This is a genomic window from Paenibacillus sp. J22R98 (assembly GCF_059383835.1).
This window is the reverse complement of record NZ_JBXENW010000019.1, coordinates 20077-34056: the sequence shown is the minus strand read 5'-3', so window position 1 is coordinate 34056 and position 13980 is coordinate 20077. Positions and strand designations below refer to the sequence as shown.

The window sequence follows — 13980 nt, the reverse complement described above, 5'->3', positions numbered from 1 at the left end:
GAATGTGCTTAGCTCCTTTGTTGTTGCTGTCTTCGCAGAAAGGTTTGGAAGCATACCTATGAAAATCCAATTGAAAAGAATGAGTCCGCAAGATGGAAGCGCAATTATGCGCTCATTTCGATTAAAATGGCGTAAATAGAACTGAAATCGGGTTTTACAGGCATCACGAGAAGGAATAAGATTTGATTCAACAACATCAAATCTTGCTTTAAACGCTGAGTCCTCGCAAGAGGAACGGGGGAACCAATTAGGAAGCCGACTTCGATCAGAACGGCTTCTTGGGGTGAATCCATAACAGGTGTTATTTGTTAAGGTAGGGTACTCTCAAGCCCGAATCCGACAGCTAACCTCGTAAGCGTATGAGAGAGAACCCCCTTCAATCGAGCTAGCAACAGCTTGTTTCTTTACGCTGTTTAAGAGGCCCGGGAGCAGAGTTTCTCTGCTCCCGGGCCTCTTTGTGTTTTCTATCATTTGCCAACAAACAATCAGGAGAGTGAGTAGTGTGAAAGATTGCAAGATTAAAGCGATTGAGCTGTTTCAATTTGATGGTGAACTCACCGATGAAAGGCTGCCCGGACATAGTGAAGACTGTATTTGCGGTTTGCTTGCGATTACCACGAATGACGGCGGAAGTGGGTTCATTGAATTCCAGATGCACGGCTGTAACCTGAAGGGGGACATCGTGCAGTGGACGGCCATCTACCAGCGAATCAAGGGTCTTACACTAGCGGAAAGTTTGGATTATATCCATCAGAAGGAAGAATCGTGGGGAACGGAACGCGCACATTTAATGGAATCCGCATTAACGAGCTTGGCTGAGCAGCTGGATTGCACAGCGAAAGGCATAACCAACCGCAATTGCGCACTATGGGATCGTTCGTATTTATTCGATCACTCGCAGGCCTATGTCTCATTCTAAACATCGATAACGGCGATTTTTATATTTTTTTTACACCTGGCAGCAGGTTTCTTTACCCCCTTTTTACAGCAAATCGTATTAAGATTTCTCTATGCCGATGAGGGGGAATAAAGGTTGCGATCGGGCAGCTAAACTTCAATTCAGCTGAATGTGACGGAGTATAGTCTGCATCCTATTGGGGAAAATATTCTCAATTCATTGCTGTAGGTACAGGGAGGTAGTAAAGAGACATGATGAATGATTTTACAATGGTCGTATTGTTTGTTGCTGCATTTGCTATATTTTGGGGATTTCTTAAGTTTTGTGAGAAAGCCTAGGGAGGTAACGCTATGATTATCGTCGGTATTATTGCAGCTGTTCTAATCTTGTACCTTGGATTTGTATTAGTAAAACCTGAAAAATTCTAAATGGTAAGGGCGGAGGATTCATAACATGAGTATGGGGTTCATACAAGTTGCCATAACGCTTATCATCTTAATGTTGTTGGTTAAGCCGGTAGGCAGTTATTTAGTGAAAGTCTTTCAACGAGAAAAAACGGGGCTCGATCGTGTGTTCGGTCCTTTCGAACGCATGCTGTATCGCTTGATGGGCGTACGCGAAGATGAAGCAATGGGATGGAAAAAGTATATAGCAGCCGTCCTGCTGAGCAACTTCGTCATGATGGTTCTTCTGTATCTTGTTCTGCGGTTTCAAAGCTTCTTGCCGCTCAATCCGGACGGGATCGCCAATATGCCGGCAGGGCAGGCATTTAATACAGCCGTATCGTTTATTACGAATACAAACTGGCAGTCGTACTCAGGCGAGAATGGACTTTCTTACTTGTCTCAATTGCTTGCGATCACGTTTCCAATGTTTACGTCGGCGGCGACCGGCTTTGCTATAGCGATTGCGTTCATACGTGGACTCATCGGCCGTCAGGATAATCTTGGTAACTTCTATGTGGATATGGTTCGCGGAATTACGCGTGTATTCTTGCCGCTGAGCTTCCTGGTCGCTTTATTCTTCGTTTTCCAAGGCATTCCGCAAACGTTCCAAGGTGCTGTAGATGCGACCACGCTTGAAGGTGCTCAGCAGACGATCACCAGGGGCCTTGTTGCAACACTTGAATCCATCAAAAATATCGGCACGAACGGCGGAGGATGGTTCGGTACGAATGCGGCGCATCCGTTCGAGAATCCAACACCGCTCACAAATATGGTTCAAATTATTTCGATGATGCTGCTTCCTACAGCGCTTGTCTATGCATTCGGTCTGATGATTAAGAACAAGAAGCAGGGCTGGGCTGTATTTGGGGCTATGGGACTCATCTTCTTGGTTATGCTTACAGTCATATTTGTATCTGAGTACAGAGGCGTTCCAGCTCTAGATGCGGCTGGCCTTCACGGAAATATGGAAGGTAAGGAAGTTAGGTTCGGTATTTCCGAGTCCGCCTTGTTTGCGGCAACTACGACGGCTGCAACAACAGGGGCCGTAAACAATATGCACGAATCGTTAACGCCGATGGGCGGCTTTGTTACGATCGCCGAAATGATGCTGAATAACGTATTCGGCGGCAAAGGCGTTGGGCTCCTCAATGGGTTGTTGTATCTCATTTTATCGGTATTCATTTGCGGTCTGATGGTTGGACGCACGCCTGAATTCCTCGGCAAGAAAATTGAAGGAAAAGAAGTGAAGCTTGCTGCAATTGCACTTCTCATTCATCCTTTGATCATTCTGGCACCGACTGCGATTGCACTCGCAACGCCGGTGGCTACCGCGTCCATAGCGAACGCAGGTACGCATGGATTGTCCGAAGTACTATATGCCTTTACGTCCGGCGCAGCGAACAATGGTTCCGCATTTGGCGGTCTGACCTCGAATACCGACTTCTATAATGTGGGAATCGGTCTGGTCATGTTGTTCGGCCGTTATATTTCCATCATTGCCATGCTCGCGATTGCCGGATCTCTTGCTATGAAGCGTGTTGTACCGGTAACCACAGGAACGCTTCGCACGAATACGCCATTGTTCACGGGTATTCTGATCATGATCATTCTCGTGATCGGAGCGCTTACGTTCTTCCCTGCACTTGCACTGGGACCTATCGCCGAACATCTGGCCATGCCGCACTAAACTTAAGGAGAGATTACAATGGCTGCTGCACGCAGAAAAACGATAACGAAGGAAATTGCATCGCAGGCGATACTAGATGCCTTTAAAAAACTCAATCCGGCGGTCATGATCAAGAACCCGGTTATGTTTATCGTTGAAGTAGGTACGGTTATTACGTTGCTTCTATCCATCTCGCCTGATCTATTTGGGGCAGAGACTGTGGGTCGAGGCTATAATTTGGCCGTGTTTTTCATCCTGCTCTTTACCGTGTTGTTCGGTAATTTCGCTGAAGCTTTAGCGGAAGGCCGAGGCAAGGCGCAGGCGGATACCCTTCGGAAAACGAAGTCCGAAACGATGGCGAAGCTTGTTCAGCGGGATGGCTCTTTCAAGCAGGTTCCTTCCACGCAGCTGAAGAAAGGCGACATTGTCCGCGTGGAAGCCGGCGAGCTTATTCCGACAGACGGTGAGATTATCGAGGGTCTGGCATCCATCGATGAATCGGCGATCACAGGTGAATCTGCACCTGTGATCAAGGAAGCCGGCGGTGATTTCTCCTCGGTTACAGGGGGGACGCGAGTTGCTTCCGACTATATTATTGTAAAAGTCATGACAGATCCGGGTGAATCCTTCCTGGATCGCATGATATCGCTCGTAGAAGGCGCCAAACGGCAAAAAACACCGAATGAACTTGCATTAACGACGCTTCTTGCTGTATTAACGATCATTTTCCTTATTGTTATCATGACAATGGTTCCAATGGCGAACTATCTGAATGTCAATCTGGATATTGCTACCCTAATCGCATTGCTTGTCTGTTTAATACCGACAACAATCGGCGCGCTGTTGTCCGCTATCGGGATTGCCGGTATGGACCGGGTTACGCAATATAATGTACTTGCGATGTCCGGTAAGGCCGTTGAGGCTGCCGGCGATATCGATACACTGATCTTGGATAAGACGGGTACGATTACGTACGGGAATCGGATGGCTGCTGAATTCATTCCTGTAAAAGGCGTCACGGCCAAGGAAATGACATTCGCTGCTTTGCAGGCCTCTGTAAAGGATGAAACGCCTGAAGGTCGTTCGATCGTAGAGCTTGCCGGTAAACTCGGCGAATCTTGGGCGGAGAGCGAATATGCAAGTGCCGAAATTGTTGAGTTTACGGCAGAAACAAGAATGTCCGGACTTGATATGGCCGGCGGCGTTCAGATCCGTAAAGGCGCGGTCGATGCCATTAAGAAATTTGTTTCCGCCAATGGCGGCAGCATCCCGGGCGATTTAGAAGAAGCATCGAATCGGATTGCCAGAGCGGGAGGCACTCCACTCGCTACGGCCGTAGGTAATCGCATATACGGTGTCATTTACTTGAAGGATACCGTGAAGCCCGGACTGAAGGAACGCTTCGCGGAGATGCGGGCAATGGGCATCAAAACAATCATGTGTACGGGTGACAATCCGCTCACAGCGGCTACAATTGCTCTTGAAGCGGGAGTCGACGATTTCATCGCCGAAGCGAAGCCGGAGGACAAAATTGCCGCGATTAAGAAGGAACAGCAAGAAGGCAAGCTCGTTGCGATGACGGGCGACGGTACGAATGATGCTCCGGCGCTGGCTCAAGCCGACGTTGGTCTGGCGATGAATTCGGGAACGATGGCTGCGAAGGAAGCGGCCAATATGATCGATTTGGATTCCGATCCGACGAAGCTGTTGTCTGTGGTCTCGATCGGCAAACAGCTGCTCATTACCCGTGGCGCCCTTACGACATTCTCGATTGCCAATGATATCGCCAAATATTTCGCGATCATTCCGGCTATGTTCATATTGGCGATGCCTCAGCTGCAATCGCTGAACATCATGCATCTGACTTCGCCGAAATCGGCGATCTTGTCCGCGTTAATTTTCAATGCCGTCATTATCCCGCTGCTCATCCCAATTGCGATGAAAGGCGTGAAATACCGTGCCATGACAGCCGATACGCTGCTTACTCGCAACGTGCTGATTTACGGCCTTGGCGGGGTTATCGTTCCTTTCATCGGCATCAAAATCATAGACCTGGTGCTTCATGGTCTTCAACTCGTTTAAGGAGATAATCATATGAAGATGACACTGACCGCGATACGACTGTCCGTAGTGCTTATGGTGCTTTGCGGACTCCTTTATCCCTTAGTCACGACCGGTGTAGCGGGAGCGTTATTCCCGAAACAAGCCGCAGGCAGCTTAATTGAAGTGAATGGCAAGGTTGTCGGTTCGGAGCTTTTAGCCCAGGATTTCCAATCGTCCAAATTGTTCCATCCGCGAGCTTCGAATGCGAAATACGATCCAACAGCCTCGGCGGGCTCCAATATGGCCATTGCCTATCCGGAATACGTGAAGGCGATGAAAGAGCAAATCGACGCGCTTCGGAAGGAAAATCCGAATTTGACGGATATCCCGGCCGATCTGGTAACTGTCTCCGGCTCCGGCTATGATCCGGATTTGTCTCCGGAAGCAGCCAAAGCGCAAGTGCCGAGAATCAGCAAAGAGACGGGGATTTCGGAGCAGGAGCTTAATGAACTTGTGGATGCCAATACGACAAGTCGGCAGCTTGGCATTTTCGGAGAACCGCGCGTGAACGTAACGGGTATCAATATGGAACTCATGAAGCAAGTGAAGTAATAATCAAGCAGCCGCCTCCACTTTGTGGGGGTGGCTTTCTCGGTTTTATTCATCTTTCATATAGAGGGGAAATCGCCAGTGGAAAGCTTTAAACGCAAAACGCCGGAAGATATCTTGCACTCCATCTCGAAGCTCCACCGCGGTACGCTGAAGATTTATATCGGTCCTGTAAGCGGCTCGGGTAAAACCTATCATATGCTGCGCGAAGGACAGACCTTGAAGCAGCAAGGCATTGATGTAGTGATTTGCGCAGTGTCAACACTGCAGCGTCCCGAGACCGTAGAGCAACTGGGTGATCTGGAGCGGGTGCCCAGTATACATTGGTTTAAAGACGGAGCGGAGTTCAAGGATTTGAACCTCGATGCGCTGATCGAGCGAAATCCGGAAGTCGTTCTCGTGGATGGTCTTGCTCACCGCAATCGTCCGGATGCCCGTTTTGCTACCAGACTGGAGGACATCAAATTTCTGCTCTCGCATGCGATAAGCGTGATCACAACGGTTAACGTATACGAGCTTGAGGGCTATACCGAAATCGCCCATAAGCTTACGGGGATTGAAGCGGCGTGTACGGTTCCCGCGGATACGCTTGAACTGGCCGATGAGGTGAGGTTGATTGACGTCACCCCGGAAACGGTATTAAATCGTATGGCCGAAGGACATCTGAAAGGGAATAAGGATGCAACGGTGTTTAAACGAGGCAATTTGGGCGTGCTCCGTGAATTGGCGCTTCGGCTGGTTGCGGAGGATGTGAATGAATCCTTGAAATTGCATCGCGAAGAAATGGGGCTGATCGGCCCATCCGGCGCAGCGGAGCGCATCCTGGTCACGACGCAGTACCACTGGAACGGATCCATCTATGTAAGGCGAGGACAGCAAATAGCCAAGCGACTGAACGGCGATCTGGTCGTGATCACGTTTCGCAAATTGAAGAAGTCTTTATCGAAAGAAGAGGCAACCTTCCGCAGGAGCACGATAAAGCTTGTAGAGAAAGTGGATGGTAAGTTTGAAGAGCTGCCATTCCCGAAGCGAAGGCGCATTCCGAGGACATTAGTGAACTATGCCACACAGCATAATGTGACGCGCATCGTGATGGGGCATTCGAAGCAAACACGGTGGCAAGAGTTTTGGCAGGGATCCATTATAAGTGAGCTGCTGAAGATCACGAAAAATATCGATCTGTTTCTGGTCGCTGATTCCACAGCGAATGAGGGAGAGCGGGTTCTCCCCGCCCAAATGACAGCGGCCACGGAGCAGCAGAAATATAAGCGGCTCAGCCAGCAGGAAGTAGCGGAGAAGATCGACCAAATCAGACGCGGCAAATTTAAAGTGTATATCGGCGCTGCTCCCGGCGTGGGCAAAACGTATATGATGCTGCGCGAAGGGAATGACCATCTGAGAAAGGGGATTGATGTCCAGATTGGACTGCTGGAAACCCACAACCGAGCCGAAACGATCCAGCAGATCGGCAGCTTGAATGTCATAGACCGAAAGCGTATGGTATATCAAGGAGTTACCCTTGAAGAAATGGATACCGATGAGATCATCCGACGATGCCCCGAGGTTGTACTGGTCGATGAGCTTGCCCATACGAATGTACCCGGAAGCAAGTACAAGAAACGATACGAAGATGTGCTGGAAATATTGGATGCGGGTATTTCGGTCATTTCAACGGTTAATGTGCAGCACCTGGAGAGTTTGAATGATGCTGTCGAACAAATTACCGGAGTTCGCGTACGGGAAACGGTACCCGATAGTATTCTTCATTTGGCCGATGAAGTGCAGCTCATTGATGTTGCTCCGGAAGCGCTCCAGCATCGGATGCGGGAAGGCAAAATCTATGCCATGACGAAAGTCGATCAGGCGCTTAATAACTTCTTCAAAACAGGGAACCTGATTGCTTTGCGAGAGCTGGCCCTTCGCGAAATCGCCGACGATGTCGATGAACGATTGGAATCGTTCGAGCGGAAGAGTTCACTGCGTGGCCCGTGGCGAAGGAAAGAAGTGATCTTTATCTGCGTCAACAGTACGCCGCATGCCGAACGTCTGATACGGCGCGGGTTCCGTACGGCGTACAGGCTTAAAGCCGCATGGTATGTCAATTATGTACAAGTGGGAGGCAGCTGCTCGGATGAACTGAAGAAACGGCTGGCTGCTTTGGAGAAATTGACGGAGCGATTAGGCGGGAAGTTTATTATCCACGAAGAGCATCAGAACAGACAAATTGCCGCCGTTTTAGCTTCGAAAGCAGATGAGGTTGAAGCGACACAGCTGGTTATAGGTCAACCGAAGCTATCCTTCTGGGAATCGCTATGGAAGGGTTCCGTCGTCAATCAGTTGATTCGGCTTACCAGGCATATGGATGTATTAATTGTGGCGGACTTTGATGCCCAAACGCAATAATGATGGCATATCGTCTCTACAGGATGTGATGAGAATGAATCTAGCCTTGAGAATCAGAGCTTTCTCGATGAAGCCTTATGTTTGGGTTACTTTATGCGTCACCTTGTTAACCATCGTCCTCCATGCTTTTGAGCTGGCTTTCGATATGGTTAACATTGCACTTATTTATTTATTCCCTGTATTGTTCAGCGCCGTATATTGGGGACTTGCCCCTTCGTTTTATGCTGCGGCTTTAGGCGTGCTTGCCTTTGATTTTTTCTTTGTCCCGCCTTTCCTCAGCTTTACGGTAGCGGATTTGCGTTATATCTTTTCCTTTGTCGTCTACCTTGCGGTTGCTGCACTGACGGCCAGCCTGGCTGCAAGGCTCAAACAGCAGCTGAAGCTGGCTAAGCAAAGAGAAGCCCACACGGCATCGCTCTACACACTGAGTCGGCAAATGACGGCCATTGGGGACATTCGATCGCTGCTTGAGAACGTTTGCCATCAAGTTTCGGCTACCATCCATTCGCAGGTAGCGCTCTATTTGCCAGACAGTCAGGATGAGCTTACAATTGCTGCTTCTTCCGCAAGCGAGGATTGGGGCAGAGGGGAATCGGAGACGGCTATTGCCAAATGGGTGTACTCACACGGAGAGATGGCAGGACGGGGTTCAGGCACATTAAGAGAATTCCCGGGCTTGTATGTGCCGCTGCTCACGGAAGAGCGGGTGTATGGGGTATTAGCCGTGAATCTTGCAAGCGGTAATTCGACTACTCTATCTATGGAGAATAAAAGGCTGCTGGAAGCCTTCGCCGGACTTGCGGCGAGTGCAATCGCAAGGGTGAAGTTAGGGGAAGAGGCGAAGCTTGCCCATTTGACGGCTGAATCCGAGCGCCTCCGAACGGCATTGCTGGACTCCGTTTCCCATGAATTACGTACACCGCTCGCAACGATTATCGGGTCAGCAACGGGACTCATCGAGGGAGATCGGATGTTTTCCTCCGAGGATCGACTCGAATTGCTTGCGACCATTAGAGACGGCGCTTTGCGCATGAATCGGCTCGTCACGAACCTGCTTGGCATGGTCCAATTGGAAAGCGGCATGCTCCGGCTGCGTAAAAACTGGTGCGACGTCGGAGACATTATCGGAGTTGTCTTGTCCCAAGTGAAGGACTTTCAGCATAATCGCGAAATACAGGTGAGTCTGCCGGAGCGAATTCCGATTGTGCTTGGCGATGAAGTGCTGCTTGAGCAAGTGCTCGTTAACGTGGTCAACAATGCGATAAAGTACTCGCCGGATGAGAGCACCGTCGTGATATCCGTCGAACAGGATGAAACCCATGTTATCATCAGGGTAGCGGACGCCGGTATGGGGATTCCAGCCGCTGACCTTGAGCGGATATTCGATAAATTTTACCGTGGCAGCAGGACCAAGCATGTACCGGGAACAGGGCTTGGGCTTGCGATCTGCAAAGGCATCATGGAAGCGCATGGGGGAACGATTACGGCTGAGCATAACCTTCCGAAAGGTGCTGTTATCCGGATTGCGCTGCCACTGGGAGACCAGAGCTTTCTCGATCAAATGACTCCGGAAGGGGATAACGAACTGATATGACCACGACAACCGGAGCACGTATCTTGATCATTGATGACGAACCGCAAATTCGCAAGCTGCTCCAAGTCTCCTTACAAGCGCATCACTTTGACATTCATACGGCTGCAACGGGAGAAGACGGCGTTTATCAAGCAAGCATTATCCATCCCGACCTTATCGTGCTCGATCTTGGCTTGCCGGATATATCCGGCATGGAGGTGCTGAGCCGAGTTCGAGAGTGGACGCGGATACCGGTCATCGTATTGACGGCCAAGGACCGGGAAGACGATAAGATTGCGGCGCTCGACAGCGGAGCGGACGATTACGTCACCAAGCCGTTTGGCATGGGGGAGCTGCTCGCAAGAATTCGCGTTGCGCTCCGTCATGCAGCGAAATCAACCGATGAGCCGGTTCTTCAATTCGGCCGGCTTATGATTGATTTGGCGCAGCGGGTCGTTGAACTGGACGGCAATCGAGTGAAGCTAACGCCTACGGAGTACGATCTGCTCAAAGTATTAGCCTCGAGCGCGGGTAAGGTCATTACGCAGCGGCAGCTGCTGCAGCAGGTTTGGGGCGGGCATCACCATGAATCAGACAGCCATTATCTGCGTATCTACATCGGCCATTTGCGCAAGAAGCTGGAGGAGGATCCGACGAGACCCGTGTTCATTGAGACGGAGCCGGGCATCGGATATCGGTTCCTGCTGCAGGATTAGCGCGGCAGGGTACAAATCAGTACAAAGAAAAGAAGTCGTGCAGCTCGCTGCACGACTTCTTTCATTCCATCCTTATTTTGCTGCTTTCCAAGCATTGATTTGCTTCTGCATTTCCGCGATAATTTTTTCCGCACCGGCATCTTTCATTTTCGCCACAAACTCGTTGTATTTCTCCTCGGAAGTAACACCCAAGCTAATCGCACGGGAATACTCGTCATTTACCGCAGATGCTTTCGCAATCTCGCCTTTTACAGGCTCAGCATCGAAGGTGAAGCCCAGCAGCTTGGAAGGCTCGGCTTCCGCGTTCACTTTCTTCGTTTGCTCCCAAACATCCGCTGGCATGCCTTTCTCTACATTAGCCAAGAAGTTGGACGCGAACATCCAAGGCACTTGCGGGTTGTAGTCGGCTTGCGCAGGTCCCGGGATCATGAGTCCGTCAGCATCGAAATCGTATTGCTCGCCTTTAATACCGAAGTTCAAGAGGTTATAGAGATCTTTGTCCGTGTTGAGCAATTCAAGCAGCATCATCGCTCTTTCCGGATTTTTGGAGTTGCGGTTGATCGCTTGCATCGTTGCCGTGATACCGCCTGTTGTCAAATGCGCAGTACCGGCAGGAACTTCAAGGTACGGCTCTCCGCCAAGTGCAGAGTCAAGGTTAGCGCCGCCCGGCTTGAATGCGCCGCCGATGTTCAGCACCCATTTGCCTGCTTTTCCGTCTGTCCAATCATCGGTTTTCTTGGAGATCCGTTCTTTGGAATGCAGAATTCCTTTCTCGTTCCAATCTCTAAGCGTAGCTGCGAATTTCTTGTAAGAATCGGATTCGAATTGATTGATAACCGTGAGCGAGTCATCGCCAAACTTCACGACGCCGGGTACATTGAAGCCGACGATAGCCTCCATGTTGAAGAAATCCGGGTCAATCCCGATAACCGGGTATTTCTGAGGATAATCCTTTTGAACCGCTTGAATGAACGGCAGGAGCAGGTCTAAGCTGTTTTCATTGATTTTGCCGCTGATGGAATTCAAATCTAAGCCATATTTATCGATCAATGCTTTTGGAGCTGTAACGGCCGGCGTTCTTGCAGAAATTTGCTGATTGACGAAGCCGTAGATTTGCCCTTTAATTTTCGTTGCGTCCCAGAAGGAAGCGGGCATAGAGGCTAACGTTGTCGGCGCGTACTTGGCAAGCAGATCATCAAGCGGAAGGAATGCGCCTTTGGCTACGTTTTGCGTATAATTGTTGATCCAGCCGGCTGTGAACGTAATGTCATAAGGCTCGCCGGAGGCAATAACCACCTGCATTTTTTGATCGAAATCGCCAAATGGGATCGCTTTGAAATCAACGGTAGCATTGATTTTCTCTTTAATCACTTTATTTACTTCAGCGAAAATCTTATCTTGTTGGGGTTGCGGGAAGTTTCCGGGGAAGTACCAGGTAAGCTTCACTTCAGGCAGATCCGCCGCTGTATTCGCATCTGTAGCTGCTGTGTTGTCTGTTGTGGCAGCTGCATTTGAAGTGTCATTCGCCGCGGCTGTATTGTCGGACTTGCTAGTGTTGTTCGAGCTCGCATTTCCTCCATTGTTATTGGAGTTGTTGCCGCAAGCGACAGCCAGCATGCTGAATACAAGAAGCATAATCGTACATAGAAGGCCTAACTTGGAAAATCGGAATGCTCTTGCTCGTTGCATTGTGAATCCTCCCTTTTTTGTAGTGGCATTGCTATCTTAAATGGGATCATAGATCCACGTTTAAGCTATCCCTTCACTGCACCGACAGTAAGTCCTTTGACAAAATACTTCTGGAAGAACGGAAAGACAGCGAGCATCGGTCCTGCTGCCAAGATCGCCATCGCCATCCGCGCGGATTCCGAAGGGAGCTCAGCATTCTTCATATTAGCCGGCATCATGTTGGTCGAGCTGGTGAGATAGGCAATGTTGTTCATCATGCGATAGAGCATATATTGAAGCGGAACAAGGTGTTCATTCTCGATGTAGAGCAGGCTGAGCCACCAATCGTTCCAGTAGAGCAGCATGGTGAATAAGGAAACGGTCGCCAAACCGGGTTTGGCAAGCGGGATCACGATTTGGAAGAAGATGCGGAACTCGCTCGCTCCGTCGATCATGCAGGATTCAATGATGTTGAAAGGGATCTTCTGCATAAAGGAGCGCAGCAGCAGAATGAACCACGGTACGGCTAAGTATGGAAGGATGAGCACCCAGATGGTATTTTTCAAATGCAGGTAATTGCTGATCAAGATGTAGGTAGGTACTAAGCCGCCGTTGAACAGCAGCGTGAAGAAGACGTAGAAGCTGAGGCTATTCTTGTATTTGAAATCTTCGCGGGAGAGCGTGTAGGAGATGCCGGCCATGAACAGCACGGCGAGAAAGGTGCCGATGAAGCTGACCATGATGGATACTTTGAACGCGCCTAGAAGCTGGATAGGGCGGTAGAGGACGTACGTATAAGCTTTCAAATCGAACATGCGCGGAATTAAGCTGTATCCGTTCTTGATGATGTCCACTTCATTGCTGAAGGAGATGGACAAGATCGAGACGAGCGGCAGGATACAACATAGACTAAAGAGAATAAAGATCAAATGGATAAGAAGCTGCGAAATCTTCCTTTTCTTCTGTGGCATAGGCTCATCTCATCTCCAGACGTCTTCTAAAATAATTTATTGTCATCATCGATTTTCTTCACGACGTAGTTGCTTCCCAGAACAACGATAAAGCCCATAACGGATTGGAATAACCCGACTGCGGAAGACATGCCGATATCGCCTGAAACTTTGAGCATCCGATACACATACGTATCGATAACTTGGGTGACCGGGAATAGTTGACCGACTTCCCTTGGGACGAAGAAGAACAAGCCGAAATCCGAGTAAAAGATTTTGCCGATGGAGAGCAGTGTCATAATCGTGATGAGCGGCATGATGAGCGGTATGGTAATGTTGCGGATAATTTGAAGTTTGGAAGCGCCGTCGATCTCAGCCGCCTCGAAGTATTCCTGTGAAATGCCCAGAATGCCTGCGTAGAAAATAATGCTGACATAGCCAAGCCCTTTCCAGATATTGATGAGGGTTAGCATTATGGGCCAGACCCACGTGGTGGAGTAGAAGTCGAACGCCTCAAAGCCCAGCTTCTCGGTTAACGTAGTAAGGACGCCATATGGCCCGATGAACGAGTAGGCCATGTAAGCCACGATGATCCAGGAGAAGAAGTAGGGGAAGAAGAAAACCGTTTGGTAGGCCTTGACCCATCTGCGGCTAACGACTTCATTGAGGAGAATTGCGAATACGACGGATAAGAAGGTGCCTACTGCAATAAAGACGCTATTATATAGAAGCGTGTTTCGAACGACCATCCAAGCGTCGCTGGAGGTAAAGAAGAACTTGATGTTATCAATCCCGACCCAAGGACTCCGCAGAATACCATCGGTATAATTGATATTTTTGAAGGCAATGAAGATCCCGCCCATCGGCAGATAAGAGAAGACGAAGATCACAAGGAAGGCGGGCAGTGCGAGCAGCGCCAGCTGCAGATTCTTTTTTAGATGGCGAGATGAAGCTAAGAACGGAATCTTGTTCATAGTAGCTAGGCCTCCTTCAGGTAAGAATGTAAAC

11 protein-coding genes and 1 riboswitch are annotated in these 13980 nt (G+C 49.5%); of the genes, 8 read left to right on the top strand and 3 right to left on the bottom strand.

Annotated features, from left to right (window positions below):
* Window positions 1–203: 203 nt before the first annotated feature.
* A riboswitch (cyclic di-AMP (ydaO/yuaA leader) is annotated at window positions 204–373 on the top strand.
* A gap of 129 nt (window positions 374–502) precedes the next feature.
* The 8 genes from AC50Y3_RS29685 to AC50Y3_RS29650 all read left to right on the top strand — a co-directional run bounded on the left by AC50Y3_RS29685 (window position 503) and on the right by AC50Y3_RS29650 (window position 10354).
* Window positions 503–919, top strand: a complete 417-nt coding sequence (locus AC50Y3_RS29685; RefSeq protein ID WP_494822258.1) for a hypothetical protein — start codon at window positions 503–505, stop codon at window positions 917–919.
* A gap of 329 nt (window positions 920–1248) precedes the next feature.
* On the top strand, window positions 1249–1326 hold the full coding sequence (locus tag AC50Y3_RS29680; RefSeq protein ID WP_091225672.1) for a potassium-transporting ATPase subunit F: 78 nt from the start codon (window positions 1249–1251) through the stop codon (window positions 1324–1326).
* 31 nt (window positions 1327–1357) lie between these two features.
* Window positions 1358–3031, top strand: a complete 1674-nt coding sequence (gene kdpA / locus AC50Y3_RS29675; protein WP_494822268.1) for a potassium-transporting ATPase subunit KdpA — start codon at window positions 1358–1360, stop codon at window positions 3029–3031.
* Window positions 3032–3049: 18 nt separating this feature from the next.
* Window positions 3050–5092 carry a potassium-transporting ATPase subunit KdpB gene (gene kdpB / locus AC50Y3_RS29670; RefSeq protein WP_494822257.1) on the top strand — a complete coding sequence of 681 codons (2043 nt, stop codon included), beginning with the start codon at window positions 3050–3052 and terminating at the stop codon, window positions 5090–5092.
* 12 nt (window positions 5093–5104) lie between these two features.
* Window positions 5105–5665, top strand: a complete 561-nt coding sequence (gene kdpC, locus AC50Y3_RS29665; protein WP_494822256.1) for a potassium-transporting ATPase subunit KdpC — start codon at window positions 5105–5107, stop codon at window positions 5663–5665.
* A gap of 78 nt (window positions 5666–5743) precedes the next feature.
* Window positions 5744–8065, top strand: coding sequence for a histidine kinase (locus AC50Y3_RS29660; protein WP_494822255.1), 2322 nt, complete (start codon window positions 5744–5746; stop codon window positions 8063–8065).
* A gap of 34 nt (window positions 8066–8099) precedes the next feature.
* Window positions 8100–9659, top strand: a complete 1560-nt coding sequence (locus AC50Y3_RS29655; protein WP_494822254.1) for an ATP-binding protein — start codon at window positions 8100–8102, stop codon at window positions 9657–9659.
* Window positions 9656–10354: a response regulator gene (locus tag AC50Y3_RS29650; protein ID WP_494822253.1), complete on the top strand. Its 699-nt coding sequence runs from the start codon at window positions 9656–9658 to the stop codon at window positions 10352–10354. The genes AC50Y3_RS29655 and AC50Y3_RS29650 overlap by 4 nt, the downstream gene beginning before the upstream one ends.
* A gap of 72 nt (window positions 10355–10426) precedes the next feature.
* Here the strand turns inward: AC50Y3_RS29650 and AC50Y3_RS29645 are convergent, their stop codons facing one another.
* The 3 genes from AC50Y3_RS29645 to AC50Y3_RS29635 all read right to left on the bottom strand — a co-directional run bounded on the left by AC50Y3_RS29645 (window position 10427) and on the right by AC50Y3_RS29635 (window position 13946).
* Complete coding sequence (locus tag AC50Y3_RS29645) at window positions 10427–12043, bottom strand: DUF3502 domain-containing protein (protein ID WP_494822252.1); 1617 nt, start codon at window positions 12041–12043, stop codon at window positions 10427–10429.
* A 65-nt stretch (window positions 12044–12108) separates the two neighbouring features.
* Window positions 12109–12993, bottom strand: a complete 885-nt coding sequence (locus tag AC50Y3_RS29640; protein ID WP_494822251.1) for a carbohydrate ABC transporter permease — start codon at window positions 12991–12993, stop codon at window positions 12109–12111.
* A 26-nt stretch (window positions 12994–13019) separates the two neighbouring features.
* On the bottom strand, window positions 13020–13946 hold the full coding sequence (locus AC50Y3_RS29635) for an ABC transporter permease (protein ID WP_494822250.1): 927 nt from the start codon (window positions 13944–13946) through the stop codon (window positions 13020–13022).
* Between the last annotated feature and the right edge of the window lie 34 nt (window positions 13947–13980).